Consider the following 20283-nt stretch of genomic DNA (forward strand, 5'->3'; position numbering starts at 1 on the left):
GGCTACCGGCGCCTGCGGAGTGCCGAATCGGCGAGCGAGGGCGGCAGGTAGTCGGCGTCGAGCGGGTTGAGGTCGGTGCCCGGCGGCACGATCTCGTCGATCCGGTCGAGCACGTCGTCCTCCAGCACCAGATCGACACCGGCCAGCAGGTCGGTAAGCTGCTCGTGGGTGCGCGGACCGATGATCGCCGACGTCACCGCCGGATGCGCCCGCACGAACGCCAGCGCCAGGTGCGTCAGGGAACTGCCGAGCTCGGCGGCGAGCTTGCGCAGCTCGGCCACCACCTCCAGCTTCCGGGCGTTCGCCGGTAACGCCGGGTCGAACTTGTGCCGCTGCACCGTGCGCCTGCCCGTGGTGAGGTCGACGTCGGTGGCCTTCTCGTACCGGCCGGAGAGCCAGCCGCCCGCGAGCGGGCTCCACGTCAGCACGCCGAGGCCGTAGCGCGCGGCGGTGGGCAGGACCGCGGTCTCGATCGAGCGGTTGAAGATCGAGTACGGCGGCTGTTCGGTCCTCGGCCGCACGTGGCCCCTGCGCTCGGCGACCCACTGGGCCTCCACGATGCGCTCGGCGGCGAACACCGAGGAGCCGATCACGCGGACCTTGCCCGCGCGCACGAGGTCCGACAGCACGGACAGGCTCTCCTCGAGGTCGGTCGTGTGGTCGAAGCGGTGGAGCTGGTAGACGTCGAGGTAGTCGGTGTCGAGCCTGCGCAGGCTGTCCTCGACGGCCCTGGTGATCCAGCGTCGGGAGTTGCCGCCGTTGTTGGCGTCGGGGCCCATCGGGAAGTGCACCTTCGAGGCGAGCACCACGTCGTCGCGGCGGCCCTTCAGCGCCTTGCCGACGATCACCTCGCTCTCGCCGTCGGAGTACATGTCGGCGGTGTCGACGAAGTTGATGCCCGCGTCCAGCGCGGTGTGCACGATCCGCACGGCCTCGTCGTGGTCGGTCGTGCCCCACGCGCCGAGCATCATCGCGCCGAAGCAGTACTCGCTGACGGAGATGCCGGTACCACCGAGAATTCGCCTTCGCATGTCTGTTCTCCCTGTCGTGATCGGTACTCCCACGTTCACGACCCCGGAGTGCGGCTGCCAGGACCCGCGTGACCCTAGGTCCGGCAGTACCAGGTTGCGGGCGCCGGGATACTCGAATCATGACCGAGGCAGCGGACCTGGGCTCGTTCCTCAAGGCCCGGCGCGCGGCGCTGGACCCCCGCGACCTGGGCCTGCCGGAGGGCGCCACGCGGCGGCGGGTCGCGGGGCTGCGCCGGGAGGAGCTCGCCCAGCTCGCGGGCATGAGCGTGGACTACTACACCCGGCTGGAGCAGGGCCGCGCCCGCAACGTGTCGGACGCCGTGCTCGACGCGCTCGCCCGCGCGCTGCGGCTCACCGCCGACGAGACGACCTACCTCCGCAACCTCGCCAGGTCCCAACGACGCCGTCCGGTGCGCAGGCCGCAGCGGGTCCGTCCGGAGATCCTCCAGCTCTTGGACGCGATGCGGGGCGTGCCCGCGATGGTGTTCGGCAGGCGCTGCGACGTGCTCGCGTGGAACGCGCTCGGCGGCGCGATCGCGTTCGACTTCGCGAGTGTGCCGCCGCAGGAGCGCAACGTCGCGCGCCTGTTCTTCCTGGAGGAGGCGACCGCGCGTGGCCTGCACCCGGAGTGGGAGCAGCTGGCCGAGGAGGTCGTCGGCAACCTCCGCGCGGCCGCCGGGCACGATCCCGACGACCCGGAGCTGGCGAGGCTCGTCGGCGAGCTGTCGGCGCACAGCGCCGTGTTCCGCGGGCTGTGGAACTCGCATTCGGTGCAGGAGAAGGCGAACGGCGTGAAGCGCATCCGCAACCCGGTGGCAGGCGATCTCGTGCTGCGGTACGAGACGCTGCTGCTGCCAGACGACCCGACGCAGGCGCTGATCACCTACACCGCCGAGCCCGGCTCGGAGTCCGAACGTAACCTGCGGCTGCTCGCGAGCTGGGTGGCCGAGCGGCCCGCTCAGGCGGCCCTGCGCGCGGCGGGGGGCTGATACTCCTCCCGCGAGCCTTCGGACCGCTCGGCGCGTTCGGTGTCCGGCCCGGTCCCGGCGAACCACCGGCGGCGTTCGTCCCCTCGGCCGCCCGGCCACGGGCTGCCGCGCTCGGCGGCGCCGAGCAGCACGGTGAGCAGCGCACCGGCCAGCAGGGGCAGGTGGGTGCCGAGCCGGTGCCAGGTGACGTGGCCCTGCACGACGTCGACCACGGACAGCAGCACCAGCGCCGCCGACAAGGTGAGCAGCAGCGGCCATTGGCTGCGGGCCCGGCCCGGCCGCGCCGCGACCCACAGCAGCGCCACGCCGACGGCAAGGTTGAACGCGGCCGTCTCGTTCAGCAGGTGCCCGGTGCCGTGTGCGGGGTCCGAGATGAGGAACTGGCCGGCCACCACGCCCAGCTGGCACAGCGCCGTGACGGCGAGGGCCCAGCGCAGGCCGGTGCGCCACTGCGCCCGGCGGGAGGGACGGAAGCCGGCGAGCGCACGCTCGGTGACGTCCGGTACGTCGACTGCGGGCGCGAGCCTGGCGAACCGCGTCACCTCGGCGGCGCGCTCGCGCCACGCCGCGCAGTCCGGGCACCCGCTGACGTGTTGGTCCAGTTCAGCGGGCTCGACGCCGGGCTCCTCCCCGTCGAGGGTCGCGGAGATCGCCTCGCGCGCGGTCACACAGTCCATACCCTGCAGGTTGCCATCCGGACCCGGAAAGTTCCCGGCAACCTGCCCCTGCTCTAGGGTCGATCGCCGTGGACGACGAGATCACGCAGTACGCGGTGCGGGCCGCCGACGGCGACCGGCACGCCGCGGAACGGTTCGTCGCCACGACCAAGGGCCCGCTCCACCGGCTGCTGACGTACCTCTCCGATCCCGGTTCCGCCGAGGACCTGGTGCAGGAGACGTACCTGAGGGCGTTCGGCTCGCTGCGTGGCTACGAGGGCCGTTCGCCCGCGCGCACGTGGCTCTTCGCGATCGCCCGCAACGTCGCGGCCGACCACCTGCGGGCCCGCAAGCGCAGGCCGCCGACCAGCGCGACGGCGGTCCCCGAATCGGCGGCGACCGCCCCCGACCACGGCAGGCTGGTGGCGCTGCACGCGCTGGTCGCGGGGCTCGACGCCGAGCGGCGGGAGGCGTTCGTGCTCACGCAGCTGCTCGGCCTGAGCTACGCGGAGGCCGCGGAGGTGTGCGGGTGCGCCGTCGGCACCATCCGCTCGCGAGTGTTCCGGGCGCGCGACGAACTCACCCGCGCCGTCGGCGGGGAAGAGGACCAGGCCGTCAGCTCGACTCGATGAGCTGTTTGGCCACTTCCTTCGCGTTGCCGACCGCACCGGGCACCACCCCGAGCGTCGAGGTCACGTTGGCGCCCTCGATGAGCACGAGCAGGGATGTGGCGAGCTTGCGCGGGTTGCGCACGCCCGCCTCCCTCGCGAGGGTGCGCAGGTACTCCAGCAGCCACTGCTTCTGCTCGCGGATCACGTCCCGGCCGGGGTGCGCTGCGTCGGGCAGCTCCGCGTGCGCGTTGACGAACGCGCAGCCGCGCGGGTTCTCCTCGGCGATCCATTGCTCCAGCGCGTCGAACACGAGCAGCAGGCGCCGCGCCGGGGCGATGCGTCCGCGCTGCTCGACGACGCGGATCACGTGCTCGCGCCAGCGCTCGTCGCGGCGCCGCAGGTAGTGCGCGATGAGCGCGTCCTTGGACCCGAAGCGGTCGTAGAGCGTCTTCTTCGTGACCCCGGCCTCGCTGGCGATCGTCTCGACGCCGACAGCGTGAATGCCGTTGTCGTAGAACAGTTTCCCGGCCACCTCGAGCACGCGCTCGGCGGCCGGCGTCAACGTCGTCTCCTCACTCACCCCTTGACAGTATACCGATCGGTTTAGTACGTCTAGTAAACATACCGGTCGGTTTACTGCAACGGAGGTCCGATGAGTGCACTGCTCGCGGTCGGCTTCGTGCTCATGTGGAGCTCCGGCTTCGTGGGCGCCGTGCTCGGCACCGCCTCGGCGGGTTCGGAGACCCTGCTCGCGTGGCGGTTCCTCATCGTCGTGCTCGTGCTCGGCGCGTGGTGGGCGCTGACCCGGCGCAGGCGGTTGCCCGCTCGCGAGGTGGCGGTGCACGCGCTGGTGGGGTTGTTGTCGCAGGGCGTGTACCTCTCCGGGGTGGTGTGGTCGGCCGAGCTGGGCGTGCCGGCGGGGATCGCCGCGCTGATCGCCGCACTGCAGCCGATCGCCGCCGCCGCGCTGGCGGGGCCGCTGCTCGGCGAGCGCACGTCCGCGTCCCAGTGGCTCGGCCTCGTGCTCGGCCTCGGCGGTGTGGCGCTGGTGGTCGCGGGCGACCTCGCCCGGCCGGGCGCCGCTCCGGCACTGGCCTACGCGCTGCCGTTCCTGGCGATGGCCGGGCTGGTGGCGGCCACGTTCACCGAGCGGAGGCTGCCGTCCGAGCTGCCGCTGGGCGACTCGCTGCTGATCCAATCCGGGGCCAGCGCCGTGGTGTTCACCGCGGTCGCCGCGCTGACCGGCGGGCTCACCCCGCCCACGGACGGCTCGTTCTGGTTCGCGGTCGCCTGGGTGGTGGTGCTCTCGACGTTCGGCGGCTACGGCTTCTACTGGCTCAACGTCCGGCGCGGCTCGGTGACAAGGGCCTCCACGCTGCTGTACCTCACGCCCCCGACCACGATGGTGCTGGCGTTCGTGATGTTCGGCGAGCAGGTCACCGCGGGCGGCCTGCTGGGGCTCGGGGTCTGCGTCGTCGCGGTGCTGCTGGTGCTCCGTTCGCCCCGCTCACCACGCTCACCACGCAAAGTGTCGGCGCCGGGGGAGATGATGGCGGCATGCTCCTCCACGACGTCGTCAGCGCCTCCGCGGACCTGACGGCCACGCGCTCGCGCAAGGCCAAGACCGCTGTGCTCGCCAGGCTGCTCACCGCCGCGCGGCCGGAAGAGCTGGCGGCCGCGGTCGCGTTCCTCACCGGGCAGCCGACACAGGGCCGGATCGGCGCGGGCTGGCGCACGCTCGCCGAGCTGCGCACCGAGCCCGCCGCCGAGCCGGGGCTCACGGTCGCCGAGGTCGACTCCGCGCTGGGCGAGGTGGCGGACACCAGCGGCAGCGGCTCGGCGAAACGCCGCGCGCAGGTACTCGGCGACCTGCTCGCCCGCGCCACCAAGGCCGAACAGGACTTCCTGTTCCGGCTGCTGACCGGCGAGCTGCGGCAGGGCGCGCTGGAGGGCGTGATGGTCGACGCGATCGCAGAGGCCGCCGGTGTGGCAGGCGAGACGGTGCGCCGCGCGTTCATGCTTTCCGGCAGGCTGCCGGCCACGGCTATGGCCGCGATGACGGGCGGCACCGAGGCGCTGCTGGCGTTCCGGCTCGAGCTGGGCAGGCCGATCCGGCCGATGCTCGCCTCCCCCGCCGAGTCGCTCGGCGAGGCGCTGGCCGAGCTCGGCTCCGCCGTCGTGGAGTACAAGATGGACGGTGCGCGGATCCAGGTGCACCGCGACGGCGACGAGGTGCACGTCTACACCAGGACTCTGCGGGAGATCACCGCGCACGTCGGCGAGCTGGCCGAGCTGGTGCGCGCGCTGCCGTGCGAGTCGGTGGTGCTCGACGGCGAGACGCTCGCGCTGGCCGATGACGGCAGGCCACGCCCCTTCCAGGAGACGATGTCGCGCTTCGGCAGCACCCGAGAGGAACAGGTGCGTGCGCTGCTGCTGCGGCCGTACTTCTTCGACTGCCTGCACCTCGACGGCACCGACCTGCTCGACGCGCCGTTGCGCGAGCGCAACACGGCGCTGCGCCGGGTCGCCGGCGAGCACATGATCCCCGGCGAAAGCGAGCCCGCCGACGCCGACGCGCTGCTGGCGGCCTCGCTCGCCGACGGGCACGAGGGCGTGGTGGTCAAGGACCTCGACTCGCCGTACGCGGCGGGCAGGCGCGGCAGGGCGTGGCTGAAGGTCAAGCCCGTACACACGCTCGACCTGGTGGTGCTCGCCGCAGAGTGGGGCCACGGCAGGCGCACCGGCTACCTGTCCAACCTGCACCTCGGTGCCCGCGACCCCGACGGCGGGCCGCCGATCATGGTCGGCAAGACGTTCAAGGGCCTCACCGACCAGCTGCTCACCTGGCAGACCGAGCGCCTGCCCGAGCTGGAGACCCACCGCGACGACTGGACGGTGTACGTGCGTCCCGAGCTGGTGGTGGAGATCGAGCTGGACGGCGTGCAGACCAGCACGCGGTACGCGGGCGGCGTGGCGCTGCGGTTCGCACGCGTGCTGCGCTACCGGCCGGACAAGGAGGCGGGTGACGCGGACACCATCGACGCCGTGCGTGCCATGCTGCCCGGCGGTTAGGGTTCCCGCATGGCAGCGACTGTGCAGAACGTGGTCACGTCCGGCGTCTTCGAGCTGGACGGCGGCAGCTGGGACGTCGAAAACAACGTGTGGATCGTGGGTGACGACGCCGAGGTGATCGTGATCGACGCGGCCCACGACGCCGCCCGCATCGCGGAGGCCGTCGGCGAACGCGCCGTGCGGGCCATCGTGAGCACGCACGCGCACAACGACCACGTCAACGCCGCTCCCGAGCTGGCCCGGCTCACCGGCGCACCGATCCTCCTCCACCCGGACGACCGCGTGCTGTGGGACCTCACGCACCCCGACCGCGCACCCGACGGCGAGCTGGCGGACGGGCAGACGCTCACCATCGCGGGCACCGACCTGCGCGTGCTGCACACACCGGGGCACGCGCCCGGCGCGGTGTGTCTCTACGCGCCCGACCTCGGCGCGGTCTTCACGGGCGACACGCTCTTCCACGGCGGACCCGGCGCGACCGGCCGGTCCTACTCGGACTACCCGACCATCGTCGGCTCCATCACCGAACGCCTGTTCCCGCTGCCCGAGGAGACGGTGGTGCACACCGGCCACGGTGAGCACACCACGATCGGCGCCGAGAAGCAGGGCGCTACCGGTTGGGAGAAGCCCTGACACCCATGGGGTTGTCGATCACGTAGCGCCAGTGGCCGTCCGCACCACGGCGCGCGACGTCGGTGGCGGTGCCCTCCAGGTGCACGCCGTCGCCGTCGATGGACCAGTCGACGATCAGTAGCGCGATGTCGCCCGCGACCTCGACGCGACGCGGCCGCACGACCATCGGCAACCCGAGCGCGAGCAGCTCGGCGTTGGCCTTGTGCACCTCCGCGCCGGTGACACTCACGCCGTCGGGCCGCACGAAGACCGCGCCGTCCTCGTAGACGATCTCGGGCGTTCCCGCGTTGAACGCCGCGGCGAACACGAACGGGTGCTCGGCCGCGTCGGTTGTCAGGTGGACACTGGGCTCGTGCTCGATGCTCATGTCACCAGCCAAGCGGGCCCGCCCGAGGGTCACCAAACGGTAAGCCGCTCGTTCGATCCGGAGCTGGTGCCCGACGCGAGGGGCGCCACCGACCGGCCGGAGCCGGACTGCCCGGTGGAGATCGCGCTGGCCGCGATCTCCGGCCGCTGGACGACGCTCGTGCTGCGCGAGCTGATGGGCGGGCCGCGTTCGTTCGGCGAGCTGCGCGAGGCGTTGCCCACGCTGTCGGCGAAGGTCCTCACCGAGCGGCTCGGCGGGCTGACGGACCGGGGGCTCGCGGTACGGGAGGTGCGTCCCGGCTTCCCTTCACGGGCCACCTACCGGCTGACCGCCGCGGGCCTGCGGCTGCGGCCGCTGCTTGCGGAGCTGTACCGCACCGGGGCCGCGTTGTCCGGATTCAACCCGTAAGCTGAGATCTCGTGCAGTTCCTGGATGGCCAGCGGCCCCCTCACGACCTGACCTACGACGACGTCTTCCTGCTGCCGAACCGCTCGGCGGTGGAGTCGCGCTTCGACGTCGACCTCTCCACCGTGGACGGCACCGGCACGTCCATCCCGATCGTCGTCGCCAACATGACCGCGGTGGCGGGCAGGCGCATGGCGGAGACCGTCGCCAGGCGGGGCGGGCTCGTCGTGCTGCCGCAGGACGTCGACCCGGTGGCGGTGGCCGACATCACCACGTGGGTCAAGGACCGCGACCCGGTCTGGGACACCCCGCTCGTGCTCACCCCGGGTGACGCCGTCGCCGACGCGCTCAACCTCGTCGGCAAGCGCGCGCACGGCGCCGTCGTGGTGGTGGACGCGAACGGCAAGCCCGTCGGCATCGTCGACGAGGCCGCCTGCACGGGCGTGGACCGGTTCGCCCGGCTCGGCGAGGTGGTGGACACGGCGGCGCTCACGGTCGCGATCGCCACACCGCCCCGCGAGGTCTTCGACCGGCTCCACGAGCACGGCGGCAGGCTCGCGCTCGGCGTCGACGACGAGGGCAGGCTCGCCGGCGTGCTGACCCAGGTCGGCGCGCTGCGGGCGGGCATCTACCGCCCGGCCACCGACGCCGAAGGGCGCCTGCGTGTCGGCGCGGCGATCGGCGTGAACGGTGACGTCGCCGCCAAGGCCGAGGCCGTGCTCGGCGCGGGCGTCGACGTGCTGGTGGTCGACACCGCGCACGGGCACCAGGAGAAGATGCTGGCCGCGCTCAAGGCGGTCCGCTCGGTGTCGCCGACGGTGCCCGTCGTGGCAGGCAACGTGGTGACCGCCGAGGGCACGCGCGACCTCATCGAGGCGGGCGCCGATGTGGTGAAGGTGGGCGTCGGACCCGGCGCGATGTGCACGACGCGGATGATGACCGGCGTCGGCCGCCCCCAGCTGTCGGCCGTGCTCGACTGTGCCGCCGCGGCCCGTGAGCTGGGCAAGCACGTGTGGGCCGATGGTGGCGTGCGGCACCCGAGGGACGTGGCGCTAGCGCTGGCCGCGGGCGCGTCGGCCGCGATGGTGGGCTCCTGGTTCGCTGGCACGCACGAGTCGCCCGGCGACCTGCGCTACGACGAGCACGGCAGGCCGTACAAGGAGTCCTTCGGCATGGCCTCCAAGCGCGCCGTGGGCGCCCGCACGCGTGCGGACAACAGCTACGAGCGGGCCCGCAAGGCCCTGTACGAGGAGGGCATCTCCTCCTCACGGATGGCGCTCGACCCCGCCCGGCCCGGCGTGGAGGACCTGCTCGACTCGATCACGGCGGGCGTCCGCTCCGCGTGCACGTACGCAGGCGCCCGCACGCTGGAGGAGTTCCACGAGCGCGCCGTGCTCGGCGTGCAGTCGGCCGCCGGGTTCGCCGAGGGCCGCCCCCTGCCCGCAGGCTGGTGACGGCCCCCGGCCGAGGAGTTCCCGCGTCAGCCGTGGTGCTCCAGCATCTCGGTGACCAGCGCGGCGATCGGCGAGCGCTCCGAACGCGTGAGGGTCACGTGCGCGAACAGCGGGTGCCCCTTGAGCTTCTCGATCACCGCCGACACGCCGTCGTGCCTGCCGACGCGCAGGTTGTCGCGCTGCGCGACGTCGTGGGTGAGCACCACCCGCGACGCCGTGCCGAGGCGCGAGAGCACCGTGAGCAGCACGTTGCGCTCGAGTGACTGGGCCTCGTCGACGATCACGAACGCGTCGTGCAGCGAGCGGCCCCGGATGTGCGTGAGCGGCAGGACCTCGAGCATTCCCCGGTCGAAGACCTCGTCGAGCACGTGCTGGCTGACCAGCGCGCCGAGCGTGTCGAACACGGCCTGCGCCCAGGGCTGCATCTTCTCGCTCTCGGAGCCAGGCAGGTAACCGAGGTCCTGCCCGCCCACCGCGTACACCGGGCGGAACACCACCACCTTGCGGTGCTGGCCGCGTTCGAGCACCGACTCCAGCCCCGCGCACAGGGCGAGCGCCGACTTGCCGGTGCCCGCCCTTCCCCCGAGCGAGACGATCCCGACGTCCGGGTCGAGCAGGAGGTCCAGCGCGATGCGCTGCTCGGCGGAGCGCCCGTGCAGGCCGAAGGCCTCGCGGTCACCGCGCACGAGCCGCGCCTGCTTCTCGGGCGTGACCCTGGCCAGTGCGCTCGTGGTACCGGCGAGCAGCCGCAGCCCGGTGTGGCAGGGCAGCTCGGCGGCCTCGGGCACGCCATAGTCGGAGAGGTCGACGACATTGCCGGAGAAGAGCGCGTCGATCGCCTCCTGCGGCACGTCCAGGTCGGCCATGCCGGTCCAGCCGGAGGGAGTCACCTCCTGCGCGCGGTACTCGTCGGCGTCGAGGCCGACCGCACCCGCCTTGACCCGCAACGGAATGTCCTTGGTGACCAGAGTCACGGACGACAGCTCGGTGGCGAGGTTCAGCGCGCACGCGAGGATGCGGTGGTCGTTGGAGTCGGTGCGGAACCCGGGCGGGAGCACCGTCGGGTCCGAGTGGTTGAGCTCGACGTGCACGGTCCCGCCCTCGTCACCGATCGGCACAGGGGCGTCGAGGCGGCCGTGGGTGCGCCGGAGGTCATCGAGCAGGCGAAGTGCCTCCCTGGCGAACCAGCCCAGCTCGGGGTGGTGTCGCTTCGCTTCCAACTCGCTGATCACGACGAGCGGCAAGACCACCGAGTGCTCGGCGAACCTTGTCATCGCCCAGGGGTCGGACAGCAGCACCGAAGTGTCGAGAACGTAGGTGCATCGCTGTGAGGAACCGGATTGACCGGAGGATCCCTCAGTGCCGGAGGCACTGGTCGATGAGCGGCCGGAGGCCTTTCGGGGCAAACGCTGCGCAGTCACGACGGCATCTCCCTCGTGGGCGTTGACACCACGCCCGCACTCGCTGGGCCGGGCACTGCCCTGGTAGGTCGCTCTCCTGACGCCGGAACGTCAGGTGCGGCCACGAGGGCCCGGTGCCGGCCCCCTCGTGCGTTTCGAGAACGGCTTCGCCGTTCGCTCCACAACTCCCACGACCAGGGCCTCCCGCGACGGTCCACATCGGTTCGTGACCCGTCACTTCGGAAGCTACCTGCGCGCGCCGTTTCGTGCAGGCAGCCAGGTAGGTGATTCGCCGATTGGTCATCTCACCGTTGGTGCTGGGTCACCGGAGCGGCTCATCACATCACGGTAAGTAGTTGATCACCCTGCGCGGTCACGCCCATTCGAATTACCTTCACCGGAAAAGGGCGCTTATCAGCTCACAGCTTCCACACCGAAGGCCCATTAGCAACACGAATCCCCTTCCAGGGGGAACCGTGAAAAATAAACTACACAATGGTGTAAGTGGACCAACGGAACTAGGCCATTTGCAGTAACTTCAGCTGCGGGACAAGCCGGGTGTGTGCGGCGAGTCCCAGTTCTGAAGTCGAACTAGGAGTGTGTGCGAAGTGCTGAAGAAGGCTGGTTTCGTGACCGCTGCAACAGCGGCGTTGCTGATGGTCGGCGGTACCGCGTTCGCTGCGCCTGCAGAGACCTCGGCCCCCAGGTCGGCAAGCGAAGACATCACGTTCGATGACGCCTACTACCAGTTCATCGACGGTGGCGCCGCGCTCGGCTACGGCGCTGCCTCCCTGGTCGCGGGCGCCTACACCGGTATCGCTCGCACCCCGTGGCTGATCCTCAGCCACGACGGTGACTGAGCACCGGCAAGCGCCATGACGGTGGCCCGCGGAGTTGCTCCGCGGGCCACCGTCGTGTCCGGGGTCAGGCGCCGTAGCGGCGGTGCCGGACGGCGTAGTCGCGCAGGGCGCGGAGGAAGTCGACACGCCGGAAAGCGGGCCAGTACGCCTCCGTGAACCAGAACTCGGAATGCGCCGACTGCCACAGCAGGAAACCGGATAGCCGCTGTTCGCCCGATGTGCGAATAATCAGGTCCGGGTCCGGCTGGCCCGAAGTGTACAAATGCTCGGAGATATGGTCGACGTCCAGAATCTTCGCGAGCTCGTGAATGGTCGTCCCCTCGTCCGCGTGCTGTTTCAGCAACTTGCGGACCGCATCCGCGATCTCCTGCCTGCCGCCGTATCCCACGGCGACGTTGACCACCATGCCGTTGCGGCCGTCGGTGCGCTGCGCGGCGGCGGTGAGCCGGGCGGCGATGTCCGTCGGCAGCATGTCGAGCGCGCCGACGATCGAGAGCCGCCACGGGTTGCCCGGTTTGGCCAGTTCGTCCACGACGTCACGAATGATCTCCAGCAGCGCCGCGACCTCCTCGTTGGAGCGCGTGCGCACGTTGTCCGTTGAGAGCAGCCAGAGCGTGACGACCTCGACATCGGCCTCTCGGCACCAGGTGAGGAAGTCGGCGATCTTCTTGGCCCCCATGCGGTGACCGCCGTTGACGTCGGTGAAACCGGCCTCCCTGGCCCAGCGCCGGTTGCCGTCGAGGATGACCCCGATGTGGCGCGGGTGCCGGCCGCCTGCCTGCTGGATGAGGCGCCACGAGTAGACGCTGTAGACGACCTTGGATACGAACGACCGAAGACTCACGTCACGGCAGCGTACGCCTGGCGACAAAGTGACATTCGCGCCGTCCACCGACCGAGCGACGGGCGGTTCTCGGCGGCTTGCCCGGCCGCGTCGGCGCGGGCGGACGGGACCGCCACGGGCGCGGGCTGGACTTGCTCACGAGTGATCTCCTCGGTTCGGCTCAATCGTTGCCAACGTATTGGCCGGGCGTGCGCGAGTGCCCGTGGATGTCCGCAACGACACAGCGGAGTGCGTGCGAACCTACGGAACCGTAACCTAGAAGACGTGAGCCTCGCGACAGACAGCCGCCCGGACCCGACCGCCGCGATGAACCGTCCTCGCCTCCGTGGACACATTCATTTCTGGAGCTTCTTCGGCGCGCTCGTGGCGGGCGCGACCCTGGTCGCGCTGGCCGCCTCGACCGTGTCGGGACTCGCCGCGGCGGCGACCTCCGTGTACGGCGCGACGGTGCTTGGCGTGTTCGGCGTCAGTGCCCTGTACCACCGGCGCATCTGGAGCCCGCGCGCGTACGCGTGGATGAAGCGTGCGGACCACTCCATGATCTTCCTGTTCATCGCGGGCACGTACACGCCGTTCACGCTGCTGGCGATGACGCAGCCGACGGGATACATCGTGCTGAGCATCGTGTGGGGCGGCGCGATCGCGGGCGTGGCGCTCAAGATGCTGTGGCCGGGGGCGCCGCGCTGGCTGGGCGTGCCGATCTACATCGCGCTGGGCTGGGTGGCGGTGTTCGTGCTGCCGGAGCTGGCGAGCACGGGCGGTGTCGCGGCGCTGGTGCTGCTGCTGGTGGGCGGCTTCCTCTACACGCTCGGCTCGATCTTCTACGCGACGCGCTGGCCGAACTACTGGCCGAACACCTTCGGCTACCACGAGTTCTTCCACGCGTGCACGGTGCTGGCGGCGATCTCGCACTACATCGCGATCTGGCTGGTCATGTACGCCTAGCAGGCGTTGTCACGCACGAGGGCCGCGATGCGGTCCCGTGTCGTTACTACCTCACTCGCTGATGATCGGCGCCGACAGGAACTGCTCCGGGATCGCGAACGCGTCGACGAGGGTGCGCGCGTGCGGGCGCAGCTCGCGGCACAGGTCGTTCACCGCTGCCACCACGGCCTTCCCCCTCGGGCTGGTGAGCCTGCCGTGTTCCAGGAACCACGCGCGATCGGCTTCGATGTTGGCGAGCACATAGAGGTCGCACACGCGGCTCAGCAGGTCCTTCGTCTCGCCGTCCTCGCAGCGGTCCACGGCCGCGACGAACGCCTCCAGCACCATGCGGTCCACGTGCACACGGCCCGCGCGCAGCACGTGGTCCTGCGCGGCGTTGAAGACCTCGAACGCGTTCTCCTCGGTCGCCTGCCGCAGGCGCCGGGCGACGCCGTCGAGCACATGGGCCTCGCGGTCCTCGAACAGCTTCAGCTGCCACGCGCGGTCGAACAGCACGTCGTCATCGTCGCGGCCAGGGCTTGCGTCGATGATGCGCTCCACCACCTTGCGCGCAGCGGTCCGCTCGATCACCGCGCCGACGAACTGCTCGGCCACGAACCGCGCGGTCGCGAGCGGGCTCAGGTCCTGGAACTGGTCCTTGTAGCTGGTGAGCAGGCCCTTCGCCACGAGCTGGAGCAGCACGGTGTTGTCGCCCTCGAAGGTGGTGAACACGTCGGTGTCCGCCTTCAACGCGGGCAGGATGTTCTCCGCGAGGTAGCCGGCGCCGCCGCACGCCTCCCGCGCGGCCTGGATCGTGCTCGTCGCGTGCCACGTCGACACAGCCTTGAGGCCGGCCGCTCGCGATTCCAGCTCGCGCTGCCGGATCTCGTCGGGCTCGCCGCCGCTCTGCAGCTCGTGCAGCGACGCGACCAGCTCCTCCTGCGCGAAGTGCAGCGCGTACGTCGTCGCGAGCGCGGGCAGGAGTTTGCGCTGGTGAGCCAGGTAGTCCAGCACCACGACCTCGTCGGTCTCTCCGGGGCGGCGGAACTGCCTGCGCTTCTCCCCGTACCGGACGGCGATCGTCAGCGCGCGCTTGGTGGCGCTGCCCGCGCTACCGGCGACGCTGATCCGGCCGCGCACCAGTGTGCCCAGCATCGTGAAGAACCGGCGGCCGTCGCTCTCGATCGGGCTGGAGTACGTGCCGTCCTCCGCGACGTCGCCGTAGCGGTTGAGCAGCGACGTCCTCGGGATGCGCACGCGGTCGAACCACAGGCGCCCGTTGTCGACGCCGTTCAGCCCGGCCTTGGGGCCGCAGTCCTCGATGCGCACGCCCGGCATCGGGTTGCCGTCCTCGTCGCGGATGGGCACCAGGAACGCGTGCACGCCCCGGCTCTCGCCCTTGGTCACGAGCTGGGCGAAGACCACGGCCATCCGGCCGTCGCGCGCGGCGTTTCCGATGTAGTCCTTGCGTGCCCCGGCATCGGGCGTCTCCACCACGAACTCGCGCGCGTCCGGGTCGTAGGTCGCCGTGGTGCGCAGGTGCTGCACGTCGGAGCCGTGGCCCGACTCCGTCATCGCGAAGCACCCCGGCAGGTCGAGGTCCATGATCGGACGCAGCAGGCGCTCGTGGTGCTCGCGCGTGCCGAGCAGCTCGACGGCGCCGCCGAACAGCCCCCACTGCACGCCCGCCTTCACCATCAGCGACAGGTCGCCGAGGCCGAGCATCTCGAACGACACCACCGAGCCGCCGATGTCGCCGCTGCCGCCGTACTCCTCGGGGAAGCCGAGCCTCGGCCTGCCGGTCTTCGCCAGCTCCTGCAGCTGCTCCAGCACCTGCGCGCAGTGCTCCTCGACGCCGAGGCCGATCGGCTCCCGGAACTTCGCGTCGGCGACCTGCGCCCTGATGTCCCGCCGGATGTCGCCCCAGCGCCCGTCCAGCACGTCCGTCAGCGAGTTCATGCCAGAAGCCTGCCGGAACCGCGACGACGTCGCAGGACGAGGTTCAGGCCAGGTCCGGACCCTTCGCCCTCAGGTCGTCCACTGTGGACATCGCCTCGCGCAGCTCGGTGAGCCACTGCTCGGCGTGCTGACCGACCAGTTTCACCGCCCACGCAAGGGCTTCCGAGCGCGACCGCGCGACACCCGCCGCCACGAGCGTGTCGAGCACTTGGCGCTCCGGTTGGCGAAGCCGGGTCATCACCGGCACCGAGAGTGTGGTGAACAGCTCTTTCGTGCCACCGATCCGTGCGCCCCAGGCGACCTTGCGCCGGTAGCGGTGCTCGGCCTGCCGGGCGATCTCGATGCGTGCTTCCCTGGTGTCCTCGCGGAACCGGCTGATCCGGCCGGACTCCGCCGCCGAGCGCGCGGCGTCATCGGCGTAGTCGCCGGTGAGCTGCGGCAGTTCGCCGACGATGAGGATCTCCTCACGGTCGATGGTGATCTCGGGTTCGCCGACGAACCAGTCGTCGGGCAGCCGGCCGCTGAGCCAGGCGGGTGCGTCGTCCACGTCGGGGACATCGGCCTGCTGCCAGCCACCTCGGCCACGCCATCCGTGTCGCATGGCTGCCTCCAATGCGTTGATTACTTGATTACACCACTACAGACGCTACGCCGAATGGGGCGTAGTGGAAGGGGTGTTCGCTGCGAGCAGAGGGCGACTGCGGCCGTTCGGAGCAACCTCGTACGACGTTCGGCTGTTACCGCGTCACAGTTTCGTGGCACGAGACTGTCATCCCGTCACAGACATGGGCCCACACGGCTACGGATCGTTGACCCCCTTTCGGCGACGTTCCTATCGTGTCCGCGATCAACGCGGATCTCGGAAGGACTTCCCATGGCGCATCAACGGCGATCGCGCCGGCCCGGCGAGCAGAGCCCCGCCCTCGAACGGCGCCGGTTTCTCGGCTACCTGCTGGCGGCTCCGACGCTGGCGGTCGCGGCCCGGCTCGGCGGAGACCTCGCGGCTCCGGCTCCCGCCTCGGCCGCGATCCCCAGCCTCCCCGGACCGGCGGACATCATCGACCTCGGCGACGCGCTGACCCTCGCGGCAGCGCCCACCTCCGGGCTCATCGCGATCCAGCTCAACCGCGATGGCAGCGTGTCGTTCGCCGTGCCGAGGGCCGAGGTCGGCCAGGGCATCACCACCACCATCGCGATGCTCATCGCCGAGGAGCTGGACCTCCCGCTGAGCAAGGTCGGCGTGAACCTCGCCGACGCCCGCCCCGAGCTGGTGTTCAACCAGCTCACCGGCGGCTCCAACTCGGTCCGCTCGCTGTTCCACCCGGTGCGCACCGCCGCGGCGGTCGCCCGCGCCCGGCTGCTCGTGACGGCCGCCGAGCAGTGGAAGGTCGACCCGGCCACACTCACGATGAGCGAGGGCGTGATCCGGTCGCGCTCCGGCCACACCGCGTCCTACGGCTCCCTCGCTGAGGCCGCGGCCAGCCCTCGCACCGAAGAGGTCTCGGCCACGCTGAAGGACCCGTCCGAGTTCACCCTCATCGGCAGGCCGACCACCCGCATCGACGCGCTGGACGCGGTCACCGGGCGCAAGCAGTTCACGTTGGACCTGCAGGTGCCGAACGCGCTGCCCACCATGATCTGCCGCCCGCCGACGATCAACGGCACGGTCCGGTCGGTGGCCAACCTCGCCGAGGTGACGGCGATGCCGGGCGTCACCGACGTCGTCACCGTGTCCTCCGGTGTCGCCGTGCGCGCGGCCACGTTCGGGCAGTGCATCGACGCCGTGCGCGCGCTGCGAGTCGACTGGGGACCAGGCACAGTGGACGGTGAGACGGACGCCAGCGTGGAGGAGAAGCTGCGCGCCGCGACGCTTCCGCTGGCCGTTCCGCCCGTGCTGACGCAGTCGATCGACGCCGAGTTCGTCTTCGCCTTCGCCAGCAACAGCGCGCTCGAGACCAACTGCGCCATCGCCGACGTACGACCGGACGGCGCGGAGATCTGGTCCGGCCTCAAGTCACCGATCGTGGCGCAGGAGCAGATCGCGGCGATGCTGGGCCTGCCGATCCCCGCGGTGAAGGTGCACGTGGTCACCGGCGGCGGTTCCTTCGGCCGCAAGTTGTTCTCCGACGCCGCGCTGGAGGCCGCCGAGGTCTCGAAGGCGATGGGCAAGCCGGTGAAACTGATGTGGCACCGCGCCGACGACTCCCGCCACGGCCGCACGCACCCGATGTCGATCTCGCGGATCAGGGCCAACTACGCCCTGGGCAACGTGGTCAGCTACGAGCAGCGGCACACCAGCGTCACCACCGACTTCGGCCACGGCCTCGGCGAGATCCTCACCGCGGTGGCCGCGAAGCTGCCGGTGGGCGACGTCGGGTTCTCGCAGACGGTGTTCCTGCTGTCCCAGTCGATGCCGTACAACTTCGGCGCCACCACACAGCTGCTCAACGAGGTGCCGCTCAAGTTCCACACCGCCAGCATGCGCAACGTCTACTCGCCCAACGTGGTGTGCGCACGCGAGCTCGTGATCGACCAGCTCGCCGCGAAGATGGGACAGGACCCGCTGACGTTCCGGCGCGGCTTCCTCAAGGAGGACCGGTTCCGCGCCGTGCTCGACAAGGCCGCCGAGGTCGGCGAGTGGGGCCGCGAGCTGCCCGACGGCATGGCGCAGGGCATCGCGTTCCACTGGGAGTACAAGAGCGCCAGCGCGGTGCTCATGGAGATCGACTGCCGCCCGGAGACGGTCAACCGCAAGATCCGCGACGCGGTGGCGGGGCCGCGTGTCACCAGGGCCGTCGCCGTGGTGGACGCGGGCCTGCCGATCAACCCCAGGGGACTCGAGGCCCAGACCATCGGCTGCGTCAACGACGGCATCGCGCTCGCGCTCACCTCCAGCCTGCACATCGACAACGGCCTGCCGCTGGAGGCGAGCTGGGACAACTACTTCTACACCCGGCAGTGGAACACCCCGCCGGAGCTGGAGGTCGTCGTCATGCCCGCCACGACCGGGGAGCCCGGCGGCGCGGGCGAGCTGGCCGTCGCCAGCTCCTTCGCCGCGGCGGCGTGCGCCTACGGCCGGGCGGTTGGCCAGATGCCGACCCGGTTCCCGATCAACCACGGCACCCTGAGCTTCGAGCCGAAGCCGAAGGTGCCGCCGGTGCCCGAATCGCCGGTCGACGGCCTGGCCTACACGTTCTGAGGAGCCTTCGTTGTCCCAACACACTTTCACGGTCAACGGCAAGCAGGTGACCGTCGACACCGACGACAAGGTGCGGCTGCTGTGGGTGCTGCGCGACCTGCTCGGCATCACCGGCCCGAAGTACGGCTGCGGCATCAATGTCTGCAAGGCGTGCACATCGCACATCAACGGCAAGGCGTTCAACCCCTGCTCGGTGCCGGTCTCCGCGATCGGCCCCGACGACGAGATCACGACCATCGAGGGGATCGCCGACCCGGCCACCGGTGCGCTGCACCCGATGCAGGAGGCGTGGCTGGAGCAGGACGTCGCACAGTGCGGCTACTGCCAGCCGGGGCAGATCATGGCTGCCATCGCGAAGGTGAAGCAGGCCCGCTCGGAGGGCCGTGAGATCAGCGACGCCGACTTCGACGAGATCCGCAACATCTGCCGCTGCGGCACCTACTCCCGGATCCGCGACGCGGTCCGGACCGCCGCCGCCAAGATGTGACGCACCTGCGGCGGGAAGGCCCCGTGACCCCCGCGGTTGCGGGGCTTGTCCGCCAGGTCAGGCGGTGGGGGAACCGTTCGTGTTAGATGTCTGCTCGCGAGCCCTCGACGGGGAGGACGGACATCTCATGCGATACACGGGCGCCGAACCCGCGGTGGTCGAGATGGCCAGGCTGGCGTTGCCGCGCCTGCCGGAGATGACCACGGCCACCTTCGAACAGATCATCGCGGACATGCCGGTCTACCGCGAGGAACGGTTCGTCTCGCACCAGGAGCTGCGGGCCTCGTGCCGGGACAACCTCCAGTTCCTGCTCCGCTCCCTCGCCGAGCCCGGCACCCCCGACCTTTCCAAGGCCCGCGCGACCGGCCGCGAGCGGGCCCTGCTCGGCGCCCCGTTGCCGGAGCTGCTGAAGGCGTTCCGGATCGGCTTCACCGAGGTGTGGCAGCGGTTCGTCGAGCTGACCACACCGTCCCAGGACGTCGCCGCGCTCGTCTCCGCGACCACGGCGATCTGGAACCTCATGGACGACTACATCGAGGAGCTCACCACCACGTACCGCGAGACGATGGCCGAGATCAGCCGGACCAGGCAGAACCGCAGGCTCGCACTCGTGGAGGCCCTGTTCACCGGGGGCACGGCGACCGAGAGCACGCTGTGGGAGATCGCGAGGATGCTCGACCTCCCGCTCGACGGCACGTTCGTGGTGATCGCGGCGGAGACCCCCGGACTCGGCCGGGAGTCCCTGCCGTTGATCGAGATCCGCCTGCGCAGGAACAACCACGCCTCGGCGTGGCGGCTGACGCCGGACCTGCAGATCGGCGTCGTGTCACTGCGCGACCCCGAACCGGTGCTGGCGCTGCTGCGGGAGGACCCGCGCGGCCGGGTCGGCGTCAGCCCGGTGTTCACGGGCCTCGGCGAGACGGCGCGCGCGCTGCATCTGGCGCGCGTGGCGCTGTCCAGCCTGGAGCCGGGCACGAAGGGCGTCGCGCAGTTCACCGAGTCGCCGCTGGCCGGGTTGGTGGCGAGCGACCCGCACGCGTCGGCCCAGCTGGCGAGCCAGGTGCTGCGGCCGATCCTGGAGCTGCCGGACTCCGAAAGCGAGGCGCTGCTGCTGACGCTGCGCGCGTGGTTCGACGGCGGCGGCTCCACGAAGCTCACCGCCGAGCGCATGTTCTGCCACCCCAACACGGTCCGCCACCGGCTCAAGCGGATCACCGACGTGCTCGACCGCTCGCTGTCCGACCCGGCCGACATCGCCGAGCTCGGCACGGCACTGCGGGCGCTGGCGATGTTCGGCGAGGGCACCCGCCGCGCGGTCAGCGGCTGACGCGTTGCGCGGGGCAGGCCACGGCGAACGATGCCGCCCGCAGTGAAGGCCACCATGCCTGCGTT

The 20283-nt window shown here is 70.9% G+C and carries 20 protein-coding genes; 12 read left to right on the plus strand and 8 right to left on the minus strand.

What is annotated here, in order from left to right; genetic code table 11:
* Positions 1-2 precede the first annotated feature (2 nt).
* On the minus strand, positions 3-1031 hold the full coding sequence (locus tag DI005_RS35910) for an aldo/keto reductase (protein WP_113644994.1): 1029 nt from the start codon (positions 1029-1031) through the stop codon (positions 3-5).
* Positions 1032-1150: 119 nt separating this feature from the next.
* On the opposite strand from DI005_RS35910, the gene DI005_RS35915 reads away from it, so the two are divergent.
* Complete coding sequence (locus DI005_RS35915) at positions 1151-2020, plus strand: helix-turn-helix domain-containing protein (RefSeq protein WP_113644995.1); 870 nt, start codon at positions 1151-1153, stop codon at positions 2018-2020.
* Here the strand turns inward: DI005_RS35915 and DI005_RS35920 are convergent.
* The gene (locus DI005_RS35920; RefSeq protein ID WP_112270845.1) at positions 1990-2697 is read right to left on the minus strand and encodes a zf-HC2 domain-containing protein; all 708 of its coding nucleotides are present in this window, start codon (positions 2695-2697) and stop codon (positions 1990-1992) included. The genes DI005_RS35915 and DI005_RS35920 overlap by 31 nt on opposite strands.
* Before the next feature lie 68 nt (positions 2698-2765).
* Here DI005_RS35920 and DI005_RS35925 point away from each other — a divergent pair, with 68 nt between their 5' ends.
* The gene (locus tag DI005_RS35925) at positions 2766-3308 is read left to right on the plus strand and encodes a sigma-70 family RNA polymerase sigma factor (RefSeq protein WP_199543514.1); all 543 of its coding nucleotides are present in this window, start codon (positions 2766-2768) and stop codon (positions 3306-3308) included.
* Here DI005_RS35925 and DI005_RS35930 read toward each other — a convergent pair.
* Positions 3292-3867, minus strand: coding sequence for a TetR/AcrR family transcriptional regulator (locus DI005_RS35930; RefSeq protein ID WP_113644996.1), 576 nt, complete (start codon positions 3865-3867; stop codon positions 3292-3294). The two genes, DI005_RS35925 and DI005_RS35930, sit on opposite strands and share 17 nt — an antisense overlap.
* A gap of 72 nt (positions 3868-3939) precedes the next feature.
* On the opposite strand from DI005_RS35930, the gene DI005_RS35935 reads away from it, so the two are divergent.
* Genes DI005_RS35935 through DI005_RS35945 form a run of 3 tightly spaced genes read left to right on the plus strand, consistent with a single transcriptional unit; the run spans position 3940 to position 6992 of the window.
* On the plus strand, positions 3940-4884 hold the full coding sequence (locus DI005_RS35935) for a DMT family transporter (RefSeq protein WP_112270839.1): 945 nt from the start codon (positions 3940-3942) through the stop codon (positions 4882-4884).
* Positions 4845-6359, plus strand: coding sequence for an ATP-dependent DNA ligase (locus tag DI005_RS35940; protein WP_113644997.1), 1515 nt, complete (start codon positions 4845-4847; stop codon positions 6357-6359). Before DI005_RS35935 ends, DI005_RS35940 begins: the two co-directional genes overlap by 40 nt.
* A gap of 9 nt (positions 6360-6368) precedes the next feature.
* A complete protein-coding gene (locus DI005_RS35945; RefSeq protein ID WP_113644998.1) occupies positions 6369-6992 on the plus strand; it encodes an MBL fold metallo-hydrolase in 624 nt (207 codons plus the stop codon).
* Here the strand turns inward: DI005_RS35945 and DI005_RS35950 are convergent.
* Positions 6970-7359, minus strand: a complete 390-nt coding sequence (locus DI005_RS35950) for a DUF4440 domain-containing protein (protein ID WP_112270833.1) — start codon at positions 7357-7359, stop codon at positions 6970-6972. The genes DI005_RS35945 and DI005_RS35950 overlap by 23 nt on opposite strands.
* Between DI005_RS35950 and DI005_RS35955 the strand changes: the two genes are divergently transcribed.
* Both DI005_RS35955 and DI005_RS35960 read left to right on the plus strand, forming a co-directional pair.
* Positions 7345-7767: a helix-turn-helix domain-containing protein gene (locus DI005_RS35955; protein ID WP_199543516.1), complete on the plus strand. Its 423-nt coding sequence runs from the start codon at positions 7345-7347 to the stop codon at positions 7765-7767. The genes DI005_RS35950 and DI005_RS35955 overlap by 15 nt on opposite strands.
* 11 nt (positions 7768-7778) lie before the next feature.
* On the plus strand, positions 7779-9218 hold the full coding sequence (locus DI005_RS35960) for a GuaB1 family IMP dehydrogenase-related protein (RefSeq protein WP_112270831.1): 1440 nt from the start codon (positions 7779-7781) through the stop codon (positions 9216-9218).
* Positions 9219-9244: 26 nt separating this feature from the next.
* Here the strand turns inward: DI005_RS35960 and DI005_RS35965 are convergent, their stop codons facing one another.
* Positions 9245-10639 (minus strand): PhoH family protein, encoded by a 1395-nt coding sequence (locus DI005_RS35965; RefSeq protein ID WP_112270829.1) that lies wholly within the window; start codon positions 10637-10639, stop codon positions 9245-9247.
* 587 nt (positions 10640-11226) lie between these two features.
* Between DI005_RS35965 and DI005_RS35970 the strand changes: the two genes are divergently transcribed.
* A complete protein-coding gene (locus DI005_RS35970) occupies positions 11227-11478 on the plus strand; it encodes a hypothetical protein (protein WP_112270827.1) in 252 nt (83 codons plus the stop codon).
* Between the two features lie 64 nt (positions 11479-11542).
* On the opposite strand, the gene DI005_RS35975 is transcribed toward DI005_RS35970, so the two are convergent.
* Positions 11543-12322 carry an isoprenyl transferase gene (locus DI005_RS35975; protein WP_112270825.1) on the minus strand — a complete coding sequence of 260 codons (780 nt, stop codon included), beginning with the start codon at positions 12320-12322 and terminating at the stop codon, positions 11543-11545.
* 306 nt (positions 12323-12628) lie between these two features.
* Between DI005_RS35975 and DI005_RS35980 the strand changes: the two genes are divergently transcribed.
* Positions 12629-13267: a hemolysin III family protein gene (locus tag DI005_RS35980; protein WP_112271282.1), complete on the plus strand. Its 639-nt coding sequence runs from the start codon at positions 12629-12631 to the stop codon at positions 13265-13267.
* Positions 13268-13318: 51 nt separating this feature from the next.
* Here the strand turns inward: DI005_RS35980 and DI005_RS35985 are convergent, their stop codons facing one another.
* Both DI005_RS35985 and DI005_RS35990 read right to left on the minus strand, forming a co-directional pair.
* Entirely contained in the window at positions 13319-15205 is a 1887-nt protein-coding gene (locus DI005_RS35985; RefSeq protein ID WP_113645000.1) for an acyl-CoA dehydrogenase, read from the minus strand.
* Positions 15206-15248: 43 nt separating this feature from the next.
* Positions 15249-15806, minus strand: coding sequence for a hypothetical protein (locus tag DI005_RS35990; protein ID WP_112270822.1), 558 nt, complete (start codon positions 15804-15806; stop codon positions 15249-15251).
* 273 nt (positions 15807-16079) lie between these two features.
* On the opposite strand from DI005_RS35990, the gene DI005_RS35995 reads away from it, so the two are divergent.
* The 3 genes from DI005_RS35995 to DI005_RS36005 all read left to right on the plus strand — a co-directional run bounded on the left by DI005_RS35995 (position 16080) and on the right by DI005_RS36005 (position 20218).
* Positions 16080-18404: a molybdopterin cofactor-binding domain-containing protein gene (locus DI005_RS35995; protein WP_112270821.1), complete on the plus strand. Its 2325-nt coding sequence runs from the start codon at positions 16080-16082 to the stop codon at positions 18402-18404.
* A gap of 10 nt (positions 18405-18414) precedes the next feature.
* The gene (locus tag DI005_RS36000; protein WP_112270820.1) at positions 18415-18891 is read left to right on the plus strand and encodes a (2Fe-2S)-binding protein; all 477 of its coding nucleotides are present in this window, start codon (positions 18415-18417) and stop codon (positions 18889-18891) included.
* 127 nt (positions 18892-19018) lie between these two features.
* Positions 19019-20218 carry a CdaR family transcriptional regulator gene (locus tag DI005_RS36005; RefSeq protein WP_112270819.1) on the plus strand — a complete coding sequence of 400 codons (1200 nt, stop codon included), beginning with the start codon at positions 19019-19021 and terminating at the stop codon, positions 20216-20218.
* Positions 20219-20283 lie beyond the last annotated feature (65 nt).

Source organism: Prauserella sp. PE36 (genome assembly GCF_003311655.1).
In the GTDB taxonomy this organism is placed as follows: Bacteria; Actinomycetota; Actinomycetes; order Mycobacteriales; family Pseudonocardiaceae; genus Prauserella_A; species Prauserella_A endophytica.